At 38.6% G+C, this 17,847-nt stretch carries 14 protein-coding genes; 3 read left to right on the top strand and 11 right to left on the bottom strand.

The window, feature by feature from the left end:
• Window positions 1-2 precede the first annotated feature (2 nt).
• From MFMK1_RS05860 to MFMK1_RS05845, 4 genes are all read right to left on the bottom strand, one after another.
• Complete coding sequence (locus MFMK1_RS05860) at window positions 3-974, bottom strand: TRAFAC clade GTPase domain-containing protein (RefSeq protein ID WP_366924198.1); 972 nt, start codon at window positions 972-974, stop codon at window positions 3-5.
• Window positions 971-1,747, bottom strand: a complete 777-nt coding sequence (locus MFMK1_RS05855) for a GTPase-associated system all-helical protein GASH (RefSeq protein ID WP_366924197.1) — start codon at window positions 1,745-1,747, stop codon at window positions 971-973. Before MFMK1_RS05855 ends, MFMK1_RS05860 begins: the two co-directional genes overlap by 4 nt.
• Entirely contained in the window at window positions 1,744-2,061 is a 318-nt protein-coding gene (locus tag MFMK1_RS05850) for a hypothetical protein (RefSeq protein ID WP_366924196.1), read from the bottom strand. The genes MFMK1_RS05855 and MFMK1_RS05850 overlap by 4 nt, the downstream gene beginning before the upstream one ends.
• Before the next feature lie 61 nt (window positions 2,062-2,122).
• On the bottom strand, window positions 2,123-3,433 hold the full coding sequence (locus MFMK1_RS05845; RefSeq protein WP_366924195.1) for a metallophosphoesterase: 1,311 nt from the start codon (window positions 3,431-3,433) through the stop codon (window positions 2,123-2,125).
• A gap of 317 nt (window positions 3,434-3,750) precedes the next feature.
• Here MFMK1_RS05845 and MFMK1_RS05840 point away from each other — a divergent pair, with 317 nt between their 5' ends.
• The gene (locus MFMK1_RS05840; protein WP_366924194.1) at window positions 3,751-4,959 is read left to right on the top strand and encodes a transposase; all 1,209 of its coding nucleotides are present in this window, start codon (window positions 3,751-3,753) and stop codon (window positions 4,957-4,959) included.
• Window positions 4,960-5,234: 275 nt separating this feature from the next.
• Here the strand turns inward: MFMK1_RS05840 and MFMK1_RS05835 are convergent, their stop codons facing one another.
• Window positions 5,235-6,710, bottom strand: coding sequence for a hypothetical protein (locus MFMK1_RS05835; RefSeq protein ID WP_366924193.1), 1,476 nt, complete (start codon window positions 6,708-6,710; stop codon window positions 5,235-5,237).
• A gap of 227 nt (window positions 6,711-6,937) precedes the next feature.
• On the bottom strand, window positions 6,938-8,812 hold the full coding sequence (gene ltrA, locus MFMK1_RS05830) for a group II intron reverse transcriptase/maturase (RefSeq protein ID WP_366924192.1): 1,875 nt from the start codon (window positions 8,810-8,812) through the stop codon (window positions 6,938-6,940).
• Window positions 8,813-9,779: 967 nt separating this feature from the next.
• Here ltrA (MFMK1_RS05830) and MFMK1_RS05825 point away from each other — a divergent pair.
• Window positions 9,780-11,012 carry an IS110 family RNA-guided transposase gene (locus tag MFMK1_RS05825; protein ID WP_366924191.1) on the top strand — a complete coding sequence of 411 codons (1,233 nt, stop codon included), beginning with the start codon at window positions 9,780-9,782 and terminating at the stop codon, window positions 11,010-11,012.
• 54 nt (window positions 11,013-11,066) lie between these two features.
• Here MFMK1_RS05825 and ltrA (MFMK1_RS05820) read toward each other — a convergent pair whose 3' ends face one another.
• From ltrA (MFMK1_RS05820) to MFMK1_RS05800, 5 genes are all read right to left on the bottom strand, one after another.
• The gene (gene ltrA, locus MFMK1_RS05820) at window positions 11,067-12,323 is read right to left on the bottom strand and encodes a group II intron reverse transcriptase/maturase (RefSeq protein WP_366924190.1); all 1,257 of its coding nucleotides are present in this window, start codon (window positions 12,321-12,323) and stop codon (window positions 11,067-11,069) included.
• A gap of 794 nt (window positions 12,324-13,117) precedes the next feature.
• Window positions 13,118-13,552, bottom strand: coding sequence for an ASCH domain-containing protein (locus MFMK1_RS05815; protein WP_366924189.1), 435 nt, complete (start codon window positions 13,550-13,552; stop codon window positions 13,118-13,120).
• Between the two features lie 160 nt (window positions 13,553-13,712).
• Window positions 13,713-14,759 carry an N-acetyltransferase gene (locus MFMK1_RS05810; protein WP_366924188.1) on the bottom strand — a complete coding sequence of 349 codons (1,047 nt, stop codon included), beginning with the start codon at window positions 14,757-14,759 and terminating at the stop codon, window positions 13,713-13,715.
• 605 nt (window positions 14,760-15,364) lie between these two features.
• The gene (locus MFMK1_RS05805; protein WP_366924187.1) at window positions 15,365-15,559 is read right to left on the bottom strand and encodes a helix-turn-helix transcriptional regulator; all 195 of its coding nucleotides are present in this window, start codon (window positions 15,557-15,559) and stop codon (window positions 15,365-15,367) included.
• Window position 15,560: 1 nt separating this feature from the next.
• On the bottom strand, window positions 15,561-15,776 hold the full coding sequence (locus tag MFMK1_RS05800) for a hypothetical protein (RefSeq protein WP_366924186.1): 216 nt from the start codon (window positions 15,774-15,776) through the stop codon (window positions 15,561-15,563).
• 156 nt (window positions 15,777-15,932) lie between these two features.
• Here MFMK1_RS05800 and MFMK1_RS05795 point away from each other — a divergent pair, with 156 nt between their 5' ends.
• On the top strand, window positions 15,933-17,543 hold the full coding sequence (locus tag MFMK1_RS05795; protein ID WP_366924185.1) for an IS1634 family transposase: 1,611 nt from the start codon (window positions 15,933-15,935) through the stop codon (window positions 17,541-17,543).
• The last annotated feature ends 304 nt before the right edge of the window (window positions 17,544-17,847 follow it).

The following is a 17,847-nucleotide window of genomic DNA, read 5'->3' as shown; positions in this document are numbered from 1 at the left end:
AATCATACCCCATAGGTTCTAATTTTGAACAGGTTAAACTCTGACTTGAAATCCTGCTTCAATAAGTTAGATTGAATTACGCCTACAGACCCCATCTTCCGTTCAACCCAAGAATTTATTAACTTGTCTAAGCCATATCCGATATTTAGTTGGTTTTTATCTTTAGGCATAGCCGACACATAATAAAAGTTCAGTTTCATAACTTCATTACCAAACTTATTTATGAATTTTTGCTGAACGTTAGACAGAAAATCTTTAATTGCTGAATCTTCAATGGACCTTTCCTTCACAATGTCATATTTACTAATAACGATATCAAGGCAGGTTCTGTTGCTAAAAAGACCGGCATCAATAATAGTCTTTAACAATTCAAGCGTTTCTTGAACCGCCCCGTTTCTACGTTTCTTGTTAGAAACCAGTTCACCATCAATCAGAAGAACTAGATTATCTGCTCTTTTAATAACCCCAAACTCTTCCTTGGCTAAATTAACATTAGCAATAATAGCTTTATAATCCTCACCTGAAAAATCAGTTATTAAAAGCTCCTTAAATGAATCTCTTATTACACTATAAAGCTTTAAATGTAAAATAGAATCTGAAATACCACGACGTGTTTTAGGCGTGTCTGGAAACGCATGTCCTGAAGTAGTCCTAGTAAGGAAAGCCCTTTGCTCGAAGCCTAAAAGGGTTCGCGATCCAGCAAAATAATAGTCCTCCATTGGGTTTTTCTGAAACATTTGGTATACGGTCGTTACTAAAGTAGTCTTACCACAACCAGCTGGCCCAATTAATACAATAAAATTGGTTTTGTTTGCAGCCGTAATTTCATATGTTTCGTCTAGTTCTAAGGCATTGCCATGAGGAAGCTCAAAAATATCATCATGAGCATCCAACACTTCTGTTTGAGTATCTATTTGCTCAACGATATCTCTTTCGGCAGTCTCTTCAATGTGGATACTTGTTTCTTCGCTCATGCTGCTCCCTCATCATCTTTAAGACATTTTACAACTAGACATTCTAAATATATTTGGTATGCAAAACTAAATGCAGATAGTTCAATTTCATCAGCATTGAAACCTGTCAATTTTTTAAACGCTGGCAACCACTCTTTAGCACCTTCTACTTCGTTCGATTTATCTATCGCTAATAATAGAGGGGTAATTTCTTTTGTTTTTTCGCTTGGATAATTCTCTGCTAATATTTGTTTCCAATCATTACTTTGTTTGTCTATTATTTCTGCCATAGTACAACGCGCGTTGCTATCCCCAAGACTGCTCAATGTCTTGTTTATAACAGCTTCAGAAGCATATGGCCCAGGTAAAATATTAACCAAATCGGCGAGCTCTTTGCCTATAACGATAGAGCTTTCTGTCACTTGCATTTGGTTAAACGGTTTTTTTAAGTCTCTGCTCCATTCTCCAGTCATCCACCATAAAATTTGTGAGTCTTCCAAATATATTTTTTGTTGCCTTTCATTTTTGATGATTTTTAAATTGATTTCAGTCTTCCATTTGTTTAAGTTAGAAATATAATCATAGAACTCTTCTGCCATCACTTGGGAGTTCCATTCTTCAGTGTCCTTAGCCCCTTTTAGGCTTTTTAAAATTTTCCTTGAAATTGATGTATTAATTTTGACTGGTGAAAGGTTTTCTCGTATCTTAGCAGTTTTAATGTCGAAACGTTTTTGGACCTCGTCAAATATCTCAGGAACTGGATATTTACGTTCATTAAAAGCTAAAGTCTTCATTGCAAGAAGCGAAAGATCTTCAAGCCCCCCCCCTCTTCAATTATGTTAACGAGAGATGCTCCTGCTAAAACAGAAAGTTCAAAGCTATTATTTTTCGAAAAAGCACTATCTGTTTCAATAAAAACGTTACAAAATTCGTCGCGAAAATTCTCACTAACAGGCAAATTATAAAACAATCGTACTAACTCAAGCACGTTGGTATAGTCAGTCAGATTTTCAGTATAATTTTCAATCCCCGACCACCTATTCTTTAGTATCGTATCATTGGGTTCAAGTTTTACTGACCTATACCATTCAGAAAAGTTTAGATTCATATTAAAATAACTCCTTCCCGTCTTCTAAGGTAAAGCACTAACTGCACACTATAGGCAGACCCTATTTATAGTCGGCGTCATATAAGGCATTAATTTCATCCCACAATAATTGTATGGTCCCACCCTCCATTGCCTTTTGAATGGTTTTTTCTATTATATCCACATGATCTATACCCTCATCTGCTTCGTCAATTAAATTTAGTTTAGTTAAAATGGAAGATCGCTTAATAAAAGAAAGTTCCAAAAAGCGATAAACTAAAGTTCTAAGGGGAATACAGTTATCTTTGGTGTTCAAGTTTTCTTCATCGTGATTATCTGGTACCTTTAAAAGCTTAGAGGGCTCAGTACCCTCAGATGGTATCTTTACATTGTCTTTCCAATAATCAAGAGTCAGAAAATATTCAGTATAATTTTTCTCAGAGCAATTACTGCTATCTGATATAAAGTGGTCATTAGTCTCATTGAGTATGCGTGGGTATAGAATTACTTTAAGTTTACGGTGGTCCTTTGTCCCTTCAACACTAACTGATAACCAATTATAACGTGGTTTCCATTCCCTTTCCGAACGATGGGGATGCGTTGCCCCAGAACCAATTATCAAGCTATTGTTGTTATGTCTTACTTGTTGAACGTGCTTATGACCATAAAGTTGGACACGTACACGTTCATTCATCTTATTTTTTAGGATGTCATCAGGGTCTTTCCAACATTCGGGAGGATGATGACACAATGAAAGATATGTTATACCTTCTTGTCGCTCTGGAATTTGATATTCGCCTACTACCATAAGCCGCTCATTTGTGTCGTTACTACTTGAAATAACAATAGAGTTTAGACCTACAAGGCGTAAAATTGAATTATCGTTTAGTGTAAAATATTTGTTCCAAAAAAATTGGTTTTCATTTATGTGACACATAAATTTACCGGCGAACTTGGTATTATATTGATGTATATGTAAAAATAGCGTTTTATTAAATATTGGGTCGCGTAGATATGCAGTTAATGATGAATCAGTATTATCCTCTTCGATCTTTTCTTGAATATTAAAAAGCCCTTCACTATTTTTCATTACTGATTGGTCAACATCATGGTTACCAGGTACGCAAAAAACTGAAGTTTCGGGAATATCTAATGCGCTACAAACTTCCTTTAAAAATTGATTTGCCCTAGAATATTCATCAGACTTTCCGCTAAACGCTATATCGCCACAAACTAGTATCCCATCTACTTTACCAATTTCTCTTTTTGCATTATTTTTAATATCTATCAATATCTCATTCCTTAAGTCTGCATCAAGATCAAGCCTGTCACCGCTGTACTTAGTAAAGTGAATGTCAGATAGGTGTATAAAAGTAATGGCTTCTTGACTCATACTTCACCTCGTAAATTATATTTATGAAACCAACGTGGTTTATCAAATAGCGTCTTCTCAATTAATTACTTCCTCTGTTTACTCAGGATAATTTTGGTTATTGTCAATATTCGCTAAACTGTTCTGTTTTCCTCTAAATTTTACCAAATGAATTTAGGTATGATGTCAAACTTAATCGTCAATAGATATATGAGCATTTTGCATAATTTTTAACCCTTGTAGGTCAAGGGGTTGAAGGACAAAAGAAAGGACTTCACCCCAAAAATGGAGAATCTTTCAAGTGACGAAACCTAAAGATCCCAAAGGAGTGAAGTCACTTGTATATTCTCCAAGAAACCTTGTTTTCCCTTGAAGAACTGCAAAAAATTGAGTTAGAAAATCGTCTGCCCATATTCTTCGGTGCCTTAGATCTAGAACCGTATGCAAAACAATTAAGATCTTCATCACCCCAGGGTGCCATAGGACATAACAGAGAAGCCATTTTACGAGCTCTGTTGGCAGCTCCGTTTGAGGATATTGATACATTTACTGCACTGCATAAAAGACTGGATACAAACCTAAGGTTTCGCTACCAATGTGGTTTTGATATTTCTCAAAGAGCCCCGTCAATTGCTACACTAAGTCGGGTATTCACGCTGATTACAGAAAAGCGGTTGGCGGAGCACTTATTCCATGATTTAGTCAAGCAGTGCTATGACGAGGGCATCATTGCTGGTGATAAGATAGCCATTGACAGCACAGCTATTGACGCTTACGAGAAAAAAAGACCCAAGTCCCAGCAAGACGGCATCAACGCCAGATGGGGTGCTAAGTTTGACTCTTTTAAGAACAAACTTACCTGGTTTGGTTACAAACTGCACCTAGCCGTTGACACTGAGAGCGAACTGCCTATTGCTTTAGAAGTAACACCCGCCCATGTTAATGACGGTGATATGGGACCGCCTTTGGTAAAAGATATCGCATCCCGAGGTTCCATTGATAAAGTAGACTTTATCCTCGAAGACGGCGGCTATGACCAGTTAAAAAACTACGAAATAGCTGATTACTACGGAGCACAAGCAATTATTCCTTTAAACCTGCGTAATGAAAAGGAACCACCAGCAGGGTTTGCTTCAAACGGCACACCCCGATGCTCAATGGGGTACGATATGGTTTACTGGGGCAGTCAAGGGAACTATTTAAAATTTCGCTGCCCTCATGCTCTTGGTAAAGTCGATTGCCCAAACGGCATGGAGTGGTGTTCATCCTCAAACTATGGTATGGTGCGAAAAATCAATGTCAAAGATGATCTGCGCAGATTTTCTACTCCCCATCGAGATTCACAACGATGGAAGGGACTGTATAAAGAGCGTACCAGCGTAGAGCGCTGTAACTCAAGGCTAAAGGAGTATTTAACTGCTAATGACCTCCATGTAGGAGGAGTAGAGAAAGTTAAAACGCACTTATATCTTAATGCCATAGTTTTGCTCGCTTCAGCGCTCGCTATTAAGAAACATAAGAACGCAGAAATCAACTCAGCAGCTTAGACTATAACTCAAGAACCAACTGTTAGCGATGAATTCTGGAGGTGTCTCATTTTTTAGGTTTTTAAGCAATCGATAGTTGTGGATTTACTGGCTGCAGCCCTTACAAGTGGCTCGTATATGGTTATAATAATGGCTAGCCACCAGGACATAAAAATAATCATCTTTAATCTTATCAACTTCGCCTACTTAGCCGAACCAGAATAATTGGTATATGGAGCATCTTTATGATTAGACCGAGTCCTAATAAACCGCTTATTCCTATTTCTGTTCTGATACTAGTCGTCAAATAATGTTACTAACTCTTCAAAACTATTAATCGATTGTTTTACTATATACTCTAAATTATCTATAATATCTTCCCCATGAAATATCTCATTTCTATTTCCTCTAATTCTTGCGATCATAGAAGATATTTTGTTATAACTCACCTTAAACGGGACAAATTTATGGCATTTTTTTATCATATGGAATGTTGAAGGTGGGATGTATTTTATTATGCCTTTTTTAAATGCTTCATTAAATTGCATCTCATTTACATAGTCCTTTAAAAAGAATTCGTCATATGTTGGATGACCATTCATATATGATTTAACAACCTCTGGATCTAAAACTCTACTTAATCGTTCTTTAACCTTAATTTTTAGGAAATTTTCAAATGCACCGTTTATAGCGAAAATGGCCTCTCTATACCGTTTAATAACCAAGTATTCTTTTGCATCCATTAATAATGATTCCCAAAGCGGCAATTGGTCTTTCTCTAAATACTTTACCAGCCTACTAAATTGTTCCTCCCTAAGTTGCGGGGGATCAGAACTCATTCTATAGGTTCCGTGACCGCTAAATGGGACATTGCGTAATTCAATTTGTCCCACCATTATTTTGCATGAAAAATTTGTTATCATTTTATCCGATAATCTACTTACCCAATAATGTTTTGTAGATACACGATAGACTTCTATGAACTTGTTTAAAGCTTCTATTCCAAAATATAGTGGTAAAAAAATTGAAGAGTCGTTCATCACTACTGTTTCATTAGGATTTATATAACCTTGCATTGTCAAGGTAACATGAGAATGATTGGCTATTCCGTATTTATCTTCGATTAACTCTAAATAACCGTGATCGTCCACAATCCAGGGACATAACGGACTTTTCTTCATTGAAATTTCTATAAAACACTCATATTCTTTATATACGAATGTTATTTTTTCATTTTCTTTCGCTATTATCGGAAAAGGTAAGTCGCACTCAATAGTTGTGTATACCTCGTTACTTTCTATACCCTTAATTATCTGTTCCTCTTTTTCTATTTCATCAACAAGCGACTCAAGTGATATTTTATGTAGTATCTTTTTTAAATTTGAAATAATTTCCTTTGCGACCTCAATATCAGTTTTTGATTTGGTGTTCAATCCTAAAACAATGAAACAATGGGCAAGCATTCTTTTTATGTTACATATATTGTCAAAATTGTCAGCATCATCGATTGTCCTAGCTAACCTTTGCGCTTTGTCAAGATATGTACGGGCCTCTTCAAAACTATTAGCAATAAACTTTAATCTTCCTAAGTCACGATATGGTCTATATATATATACTTGTAATTGGCGTTGTGTTGTCTTTTCCATCTCTAAAAATTTCCCTATAGCCTTTTCCAACTCCTGCGCTTGTCTATTTGTGTCATTAATCTTCCCAGCTTCCTCAGCCTGCTTTAAATGCTTTTTGAATTCATTTACGGCAATTTGCTGAAGCACACCTATCACCCCATAATGTTACTGAATCTTTTGCCTATACTACTCCCTTAGCCAATATCCTTATTCCAACGAACTTTTTGAACTTTCCCAAACACAATAGTCAATACCAATAGGTAAGCCGCCGCTTTTACCATTAAGTGAGTTTGGCAGTCAGGGTGGCTTTTCCCCTGGTTCACACCGTACGTGATAGTTTCCCATCATACGGCGCTCCATCTATACAGCAGACTTTACTTGTGATTTCCAAGCCTTTCCCTAAAACTTTCTATTTTCCTGCGCATCTTTGGTTCTAAATGGTTAATTCCGGCTTTACCATCATTGACTAATTCAAAACAGGCCTTGTCCATGGATGCTAGATTTGATACTTTATTGACCAAGTTAATTGGCAGGTTTGGGTTTATTCTGTGTGTATATACAGTTTCAGAATATAGCCATTTGCCGCAACATCTACACTTTAGCTTATCCCGGTTTAATGCATATGCCCGATTCATGTAGAATTCAAAGTTATAGTTTTTGCCGGTAAGACCTTGTGCTATGAGCATAGAAGTCTTTTCTGTTAACATGTTTTCTAGTCTAGCATTTTGACGTTTTTTCTTTGTTCGCTTAAAATGCTTTCGGCGACCTTCTTCTGTAAAAGGGGTCTCGTTTTGATTTTTCTGGAAAATTGTTTCCCATTTACAAAACGTCAAGCTTGTTACCCCTATATAAATATCTCCATACTTTAGTGCAGGGATTTTTTGATTGTAGTTCTTATGCACATTATGAAGGTTTTGGGTTTCTTTGGCAGAAATCCATTTGCCTTTATACTGCTTTAATCGTCTATAGGCAACCATTGCTATTTTATGACCAAACTCTTTCATAGCTACATTTACCCAAGAACAGTTACTATAATAGTTTATTAATCCCCTAATCTTGCTGTTAATTAGGTTAATACTGTGTATTACCTGCTCTTTGCTTGCGTGTATATGAATATTATTTATATCTTTACCAATAGCGTCTACCTTTGATTTTAAGCTTTTCCTGTTAGGTATTGTTCTTGTGATATAGCCTTTTTTCGCGTTACCTTTAACCACTTTGTATTCAAAACCTAGAAACTTTATATAATTTCTGCGCAGATCGGTTATGAGCGTTTTTTCACCAGATAAGTTTAGTTTCATGTTTTGGTGTAGAAACTTCTGGATACGATTTTTAAGCCATTCGGCATGCTCCTTACTGTCTGTTAATACACAGAAATCGTCAGCGTATCTTACTAGATATTCTGGTATTAGATTACTTCGTTCTCGAAGTGCCGCCATTTTTCCCCATTGAATGGAGTATTTGTACCGAGTCCGCTTGTTCTCCCATTGGTTGGATAGCCATTCATCGAGCATATCCATATAGACATTTGCAAGTAACGGCGATAATACTGAACCCTGTTGAGATCCCTCATTACTGGTTTCATTTTCACCCAGGACACCGGCTTTCAGCATAGCTTTGATAATCTGCAACACTCTTCTGTCCTTTATTCCCATGTGGTATAGGCGTTTTAATAGTTTCCTATGATTTATTTTATCAAAGCATTTGCTGATGTCACCTTCTACTACCCAGTAGTAGCCTGTTTTGTGGACTAGGTCAGTTATCCGTTGCAGTGCCATTTTTGTGTCTCTCATAGGCCTGAACCCATAGGAGTGCTTAAAAAATTGCGCTTCTAATATCGGTTCAAGTACTATCCTTATACATTCTTGTACAATTCTGTCCCTAACAGAGGGGATACCCAATGGTCGTTTCTCGGTTTTACCCGGTTTGTCAATGAATTGGCGTTTTATTTTTTGGGGAGTGAATCTTTTAAATGCATCCTGTATATCCTTTATGACCCATTTATATGGTCTTTCTAGATAATCCTTTTGCATTGTTTTATAATCTACCCCAGGAGTCTTACTGCCTTTATTAGACTTAATGTTGTGTATTGCGGTTACGATAGTTGTTTCGGATGACATGATTTCAACTAATCCAGTTACAGAAGGTCTATTGCCTTCTTCAAACGCTACCCTTGCAGTATTATATAATTCATCAGTTATTTCTCGCAGTTCTGTTTCGGATTTTAGGTAGTCAAATTTTTGTGCCATTTACACCGCCTCCTTTCGATTTGGTGTTCATGGTTTTAGTCAGGTTTGCCTACGGCTTCCTTGACAGACTGGTCACAAGTTTAGCTGTACAGACTATGCCCCTTCGCTCCACTTCCATTACAGAAGCTTCATTACTACTACAGGCTGATGCCCTGCAGTTTAACCAATCATTTCCTGTTGGTTAGGACTGGTATACCATCCATTGAATTCCTACTGCAGTTCCCTTGTTCCTGTCATCTTAGCTTTACATAGCAGTTTTAGCTCTACCCTTTAACCCGACTGCCGCTTTCAACCAGTGTGATTTTCTGTTGAAAGCCCTAGACCTTTCCGGTTTTAGCTGAGTTCCACGGAAGCAAGCGTAACTCAACGACAGTACTCCATACGGGAGCGAGTTGCTTCTTATTCGCAACCCTATAATTTACGAGCTGTACTTTCGGATATTCGTCAGCCTATTAGGCATTCTAAGCATGACTGCTTTTTAGCCTCCAGCGTACTTAATATCATCACAGATATCATTTTCCGCAACTTCACCGAGCTCCGTACATCAAGCATGGTATTGCTTAATGCACGTCGGAGTATTAGAGATTTTGTTACCCCTCACACAGGGTCAGGCAGGTACTACCCCTGCCAATTCAAATGACAAGTTCTATTTGCTTCTTTTCTTTAGCTCATAGCCCGATTTTATTGTATATTTCTATACAGATTGTTCGGGAACAAGGCGCACACTTCCCATTATAGACCCTCATGTGGCGAAACCCCTAAGCCACACCATCAAATAACAAATCGGAGTGACTGGACATACTTTTACTGCGGCATAAAGTCGAATTGTCTTGGTGCTTAGAGCCCGAGTTAATAGACTGACTAAGGCTTCCTGCTTGAACCACAAATTGTTGCCATAGAGCACGCAGGGTAGATTAACTCGTTCCAGGAAGCCCGCCGTAAATTTTAAATCATTGGGGGTCTATCAATGAATGTAATTTACGAGCGCTGTTGTGGTATGGATGTTCATAAGAAAACAATTACTGCCTGTGTAATAGCAGGTAAAAAGAAAGAGATCAGGAGTTTCAGTACAATGACCTCATCACTTCTTTCCTTAGTTGACTGGCTCAAAGAAGTGGACTGTCAATGCGTTGCTATGGAAGCAACGGGGGCATACTGGAAACCCATCTACAACTTATTAGAAATGGAGGGAATACCTGCTTTAGTTGTAAATGCCCAACATATCAAAGCTGTGCCTGGTCGTAAAACTGATGTCAAGGATGCCGAATGGATTGCCGATTTATTGCGTCATGGTCTGTTAAACGGAAGCTTCATTCCTAAGCGCGAGCAGCGTGAACTGAGGGAACTTGTCCGTTACCGCAGAAGCATAGTGCAGGATCGTGTCAGAGAGTTAAATCGGATTCAAAAGGTACTTGAAGGCGCAAACATTAAATTGTCCTCTGTTGTAAGCGAAATCAATGGCAAGTCATCTCGTCAAATGCTTGATATGCTCGCCGCTGGTTGCAATGATGTTCAGGCAATGGCAGATAAAGCTCTTAGACAAATGCGTAAGAAAATACCATTACTCGAAGAAGCACTTCATGGGTTTATGGGTGAACATCAAAGACTGATGTTAGGTCTAATGCTCAAGCATATTGATTTTCTTTACGAAGAAGTTTTTGCACTTGACCAATCAATCCAAGAAAAGATGGAATCGGTCAGTGAACAAGTGCAACTTGTAGACTCCATTCCCGGAGTTGGAGAACATAGTGCACAAGTTATAATCGCTGAAATCGGTACTAATATGGATCAATTTCCCTCTGCGGCACACCTTGCTTCATGGGCTGGTATCTGCCCCGGTAATAATGAAAGCGCAGGGAAACGAAAAAGCGGTAAGACCCGTAAAGGCAATAATGTACTCAAGGCTACATTAACAGAGTGTGCCAAGTCAGCCGGCCATCTTAAAAACACTTATTTTGGCGCCCAATATTCCAGAATTGCGGCAAGGAGAGGAAGAAACCGGGCTACCGTAGCAGTAGCTCATTCTATCCTTACAATTGTGTACCATATGTTGAAAGATAACGTTCCTTATCAAGAGCTCGGCCCAGATTTCTTTGAGCAACGCCGGAAAAACGAGATTGTCAACAAATCCGTCAAACGGCTTGAATTATTAGGGTATACCGTTGCTATTGAACAGCAAGTAACCTCAAGTACAGCTTAGGTATTACTAATTTTCACAAGACATTTATTTTTTTGCGCAACTATTTAGTTGGGCCTAGTATCTTTTTGCCTTTTTTAAGGTGGTCGCAAAAGAGTTTTCAGGATAGACAAGCCTTCTCATCCATTCGTCTATTTGGGACATCAAGCTCTTCATATCAGCTATCTTGAAGTAGTTAATCCACCCCATAATATAGCGTCTAAGCTTCATTGCTCTGAATTCATTGCCCATTCCGTTACTTCTAGCGGTGAGTTCTTTCACTCTACTTCTCATCTTTGCCACGGACTTTGGATGAATTCTTACTCTCGTTTCACCTTTCTTTCGGTAAAACGAAAATCCAAGAAATTTTACCTTCCCTACGTAGTCGACCACTGTTTTCTCTCTATTTACTTTCAGGAATAGTTTCTTTTCGATAAAAGGGAGTATGTTTTCATATGTGCGTTCGGCACTTCTTCTGCTTTTACAGAAGATTAGCAGGTCGTCCGCATAACGAACGAACCTGTGCCCCCTTCTTTTCAGTTCCTTGTCAAGCTCGTTTAGCATAATGTTACTAAGAATCGGACTTAAAGGTCCGCCCTGCGGAACGCCTACGTCCGCTTCTTCAAATTTATGCCTGACTATTACTCCAGCTCTCAGGTATTTATGGATTAGGGATATTACCCGTCCATCTTTTATGGTTCTGGAAAGTACTTCTACCATTTTACTTTGGTTAACTGTATCGAAGTATTTCTCCAAATCCATGTCTACAACATAGCTGTATCCTTCATCTATGTTCTCTTGACATTTCCTGATTGCATCATGGGCGCTTCGTCCGGGTCGAAAGCCGAAACTTTCGTCTAGAAACTGTTTCTCAAATATCGGTGTTAGTACTTGTGCTATTGCCTGTTGTACCACTCGGTCTACTACTGTAGGTATTCCTAAGTTTCTTTTCTTCCCGTTATCTTTGGGTATTTCTACCCTTCTGACGGGGTTAGGACGGTGTTTACCATCCAAGATTGACTGCCTGAGCTGGTCTCCGGTTTCTTTGAGGTGTTGTAGAAGTTCATCTACTCCCATCCCATCGACTCCGTGGGAGCCTTTGTTGGACTTTACTCTTTTAAATGCTTTATTCATGTTGTCTCTGTCCAATATTGCCTCCAGCAGTCGCTCCTTCGACAAGTTGGCGTCGGTGATGTTGTTTTCAGTTATCTTCAAAGGATTGTGCACTCCCGCATATCCTTCATGTTCCGCACTATTCTTTTGCGGTGAGCCTTCCATACGATTTTCGTCTGCCGGAAGTTGGCTGCACTTCGTTCCTTTATCGGTAACATTCATTTACTGTCACCTCCTAAGGTTCAGCCCTTCCCCAATGTCGTCGACTACATCGGGTACTATGGCTTCTGCTGACTTCTCATGACAAATCTTGTTTCAACCGTGATTTGAAATTCATCTCCTCACGTCCATGAGACCTCCCCGGGTAAGAACGCAGTCTTTCCTTCCATCTACCTGCCACATTTACACCGTAGGCTTCCGGATAGTTTGGGGCTTTAGTTTGAATAGCAACCTTACCCAGCCTACGTATGCCTGATGTGGTTTCTGTTCGTCAGGCCGGAAGTTTGTCTCGGGCTTCCTTCAGATTCCACCTCACGATGGACACCCTTGCCTTTGACTATGTGCTTGGCACTATCAACCCGCACTCGGGACTTTCACCCGTTAGACTGCGCCCATGCCGGGCGCACTATTTAAAAGCTCCAATTCAAAGATTGGAGCTTTTGGTTGTCCTTTTTAGTTGTGTCGCTGTAATAAAATTCAACGACACAAACATGTAACCGAGCACACCATGAACTACCGGATAGTCCCCTACAAGCGTTATGGCAGTGAAATGTAAAAGCGGTACTGAATGAGGATACTGCCTTGACCGTAGCGGCAGATGAATCTACTATCAGCCGCTGGAAAAACTGGTTTTCGGACCTACTTTTGATTTAAAGACCATATTTAAAGTTAAAGCCGACAGCTCATTTGACGACTTTTTAAAGTCATTTGCGCTGTCGGCTCCTTATTTCCTTTTTATCCGTCAAAAAAGATGACAAAATATTATTCTATATCGTCAATTAGTTAGGTTGCAAACACTATATTACTAAAATTCTAGACTCGATTAAATTCTGAATGGGATGCGTATTATCAACGTAATGGAAGAATTGCGGGGGTCTATAATTAGGAATCTTTTCTCTAACTTCATATAAACCTAATGGTTTAATGAGCTTCTTGACTTTAGTGATAATTAAAGCGTAGCCTACTTTACATCCCTTAAAGTATTCATTGAATTTTTCCCAACTTATTGCACAAATCTCTCGTACCCTCTCCCAAAGCTCATCGATGCTTAACTCAATAATTTCTTTAACCTCAGCAACCGCTGAAAACGCCTTGGTTGGAGTAGTTTCATATATATATATACTATCGCCCCTTGCAATACCTGGCCTTTTTCTCCTTAGTTCTGCTATCTTGTCACCCTCAATAATCGCCTTAACATACTGGGGCTTAATTGATAATACAATCCGCTTCATTCCAAGCCCTCCCCGACAGAATAATTAGTCCGTACATGTGTTCTGTTATTCATGATAAGTTTCGTCATACCTCTAGAAATATCCTTCTAAATAATACCAAATTAGTTATATAAATAGGATATTTCAAAATTATTCTTGATTCTCCTATAATTTTTCTTCTTTAATCAACAAAAATATTCCTATTTACTTTTCCCAACTTAATTATTTTTTCAAACTGCTCGTCGCTGAGTTCTAAAAATGACCACCTATCTGTTCTATCTAAACCTACTGTATCTGAAAGATTTTTCCTAATTAACCTTTTAGTAAGCGCCGCATTGTAAGTCATTCTAATTGTATAACATTCTTTCTTTTTAAACCAAGGCCTAAGGCCATCCCGATCAAAAATACTATATGTATTGGCGTATTTAAAAAATTCATCAAAATCTCTGAAATCATCCTTAGAGTATACTTCCTCTACAACACAAATAGAGGTTGCAACGGACCTATATTCTGCATGCCCTTTCCCATCAGAAGTACGATAAATCACTATAATATCTCCCGGATTGCACATATAAACCGGCATACTACAGACATAAATTTTATGAATACTGTTAGTGTATGAAACATCCTCAAGTATATCAAATGTTTCTGTCTTTAGTATCGAATCCGGAAACATTTTTGTATGATATTTAGGGTAAATTGCCAATAAATACTTCTTCTGGGTCTCCTGCGATATTAATGGGTAATCCAAAAGTACATCATCTCTTATTGCTTCCATGTCTTTTACTAGAACGAGCTCCTGCCCATTTTCTGTTTCTTTAATACCGTAATGGTAAAACCCATACCTCATTAATAGTTCAATAAGAGCTTTGTGTTTTTCAAAAATAGTTACATAACAAACTTCAACCCCATTAACAATAGCATAATCTAACGCTTTTTTAATGAAACGTTCACCTAGCCTAGTCCCGTGAGGGTTAATTTTACACGTTCCAATCTTTAGTACCTTTTCGTTACTAATATTAGGAGTAACATCCCGGACAGGTCCTTCTTCCAGTTTTAAATACAGGAACCCCTGAATAAATTCTTCCTCAAAATAGACGTATGCTTGTTTGTCTAGTCTAGTAAGAAACCAGCCCTCAAAACCTGGATAGTCCTCCTTTAATGAATCAAAAAACTGCTCCTCCAAATTCAATTCACCAAATTTTCTTAATTCAAGATAATCACTCATATTTAACTCCCCTCAATATGCAATGGGCATTAATAATTCACTTTATAAGCTATCCCATTACTAAACTTATGTATATTTCTTACCTATTTAACTAAATTCTCTTTAATTCGGACAATACTTCCCGTAAAAGTATATTATAAATTACTAATAATCTTGAGGTGAAACGAAATTAAGTTCTATAAAGTCAGAGCGCAATAGTTTGCAATCCATTTAGCGTTAGAGACTACAAAGGACGTTTTAAATTCTTTGGGCATTACCAAAGTTTAATGTAAAATATTTTCTTCTATGATAGTCCAATTTTCAATAAAGCGTCGGACTTTTCATTGTAGCATTGTACTTAGGCAAACGCTACTTAACCTAATTAGCTGCAGCATAAAACTGTAAAACTATTGGTTCCCATTATAGACAAAATCTTCTAGAAAATCCTTCAACACATTGTAAGATAATTCCTCTTTTTTCCTATAATTACTACTGTATCATTGTTTTTGACCACGTTAAAAAGCCTCAATCAATTGATTGAGGCTAACCGGCAGTAATTTTCGTTGTGTCACTGTAATCAAATACAGCGGCACAGTGGATTAGCGATATACTAAAAGGCGAATCTGCTAATCCTCAAGAATAAATAGTTCATCAACACGAATTCCGAGTAATCTCGCCAGTTTCATTGCCAGTTCAAGCGTTGGATTATACTTGTTGTTTTCTATTGCGTTAATTGTCTGTCTGGTAACACCTAAGGTATTTGCTAACTCTTCTTGAGTGATTTTTTGTTTCTTTCGTAGTTCTTTTATTTTATTTTTCACGTTACCCACCCATCCGTTTCTTCAACACAATTCGAATGGTTGACTGGAGTAGCATCTGGGTTATAAACAGAAATAGTGGCACAATCAGCGGCAAGTGATTTAATGCATTATAAGCCACCCAGACTGCAAGAAAAGCCACCATATAGCTATATGACCAAAATACACTTTTGTAAGATATATATTTTTCCATCTCATCCATTTTTCTAAAGCCTTTCATACTGCCCCTCCTTCTAACCTGGATTCCCGCCAAACTCATAACGAGGGCTAACAAAAAAACACTGCAAACCATTGAAAAACCTGGGCTTAATGCCATTTTTTACTTGTAGCCAACCTCGTATGTGTTATAATATACATAACGAGGAGGTGCAACTGAATGGCAGCCATCGTCTATCAGACAGATAAGCGATCAGGGATTACATACGCCTATGAATCCGTTTCTTACTGGGATAAGGACAAGCAGCAATCCCGGGCAAAAAGGACGCTCATCGGCCGGGTAGACAATGAAACCAAAGAGATAGTCCCGACAGACGGCAGAGGCCGGAAAAAGAAAGAAGTGCCTGCGCCTCTCCAAAGAGGCCCTGTCCCATCTATTCAAACATCAAGGTCCTTCTACGGAGCAACGTATCTGCTGGACGCTATTGGTGAAAAGCTCAGCATTACCGAGGATTTGAAACACTGTTTTCCAAGTATTTATTGGCAAATTCTTTCGATTGTGTATTACCTGATTCTTGAGGATAAAAACCCCCTCTATCGTTTTGAAAAATGGAGCAGCTTACATAAGCATCCTTACGGTAAGAACATAACCTCCCAGCGAAGCAGCGAACTCTTCACATCCATCACCGAAGAAGCAAAGAACAAATTCTTTCAGCTGCAAGGGAAACGGCGGACAGAAAAGGAGTTCTGGGCATATGACATTACTTCCATCTCCAGCTATTCTGAACATCTACGCCAAGTGCAATACGGCAAGAATAAAGAGAGCGATCCACTGGCTCAACTGAACCTGGCGTTAGTGTTCGGTGAAAGGTCCAACCTTCCTTTTTATTACCGCAAACTGGCTGGAAACATTCCTGATTCCAAAACAATTAAGAATTTACTTGCTGATTTGGATGTCCTTGGTTTTTCCAAAGTGAAGCTGGTTATGGACAGAGGCTTCTATAGTCAAGATAATATCAATGCCCTCTTTAAAGAACACTTGAAATTCCTGATCTCCGTAAAAATATCCCTCGCTTTTATCAGGAAAGAATTGGACCTCATCTACGATAAGTTTCGTATATTTGAACACTATAGCGAGAAATACGAGCTGTATTGCCATACAGTACAGACTAATTGGCTTTATACACAGTACCGTCCGTATAAAGGGGACACCCTCTCAGAACCCAGGCGCATCTACATTCACTATTATTACAACATTGATAAAGCAGCTGAAGACGAAAAAGCCTTTGACCGAAAGTTAATCGCACTGCGCCATGAACTGGAGTCAGGTAAGAGGGTTCCTGAACATGAAAACCTCTATAAAAAGTATTTCGAGACGAAAACTACGCCAAAACGAGGGACAAAGGTCACCGCCAATGAACATGCCGTTACTAAAGCAAAACGGTATTATGGATTCTTTGCCCTTTTGACTAATGAAAAAATGGATGCCATTACCGCGCTGGAGCTCTACCGCAATAAGGATGTGGTTGAAAAAGCATTTGGCAACCTTAAGGAACGACTGAACATGCGCCGCACATTGGTTTCCTCGGAGCAAAGCCTTGACGGTAAACTTTTTGTAGAGTTTGTGGCTCTCATCTATCTTTCTTACATCAAAAAGCAGATGCAGGAGACGGATTTATTCAAAAGTTATACCTTGCAGAGTGCCCTAGATAAACTTGACGTCATCGAATGTTTTGAAGCGCCAGGGCAAAAACTGCGTGTTGGTGAGCTTCTTGAGAAACAGAAGGAGATCTATATAGGCTTGGGCGTTGCTCCACCCTCCTCGTTATGAGTAGGCGGGAATCCAGGTTCTAATGTAAAGCAGTATAGTGGCTGAAAGAATGGATGTCAAATGTTTTTTACATTTTAACACACAGTATGTCATTGCTGTTCCGCTAAACAATAACAGCGCTGAATGTGGAGTAAGCAGGGGATAGTTTGGCTTGCTGTATTGTCTCCAAGCAAGAAAAAAAGCGAATTAACTCAACTATATATTTTAATCCCCAACGATCATAACAAAAACTCGGTGTGCCTCTCTCGCACTTTTAAAAAGACCTGCAAGCTTAAACATTGTCTGGAGCGCTATAGGCTAGCCG

This window comes from Metallumcola ferriviriculae, from assembly GCF_035573695.1.
In the GTDB taxonomy this organism is placed as follows: domain Bacteria; phylum Bacillota; class JADQBR01; order JADQBR01; family JADQBR01; genus Metallumcola; species Metallumcola ferriviriculae.
The sequence above is the reverse complement of the archived record's forward strand: the minus strand, read 5'-3'. Positions and strand labels throughout refer to the sequence as shown.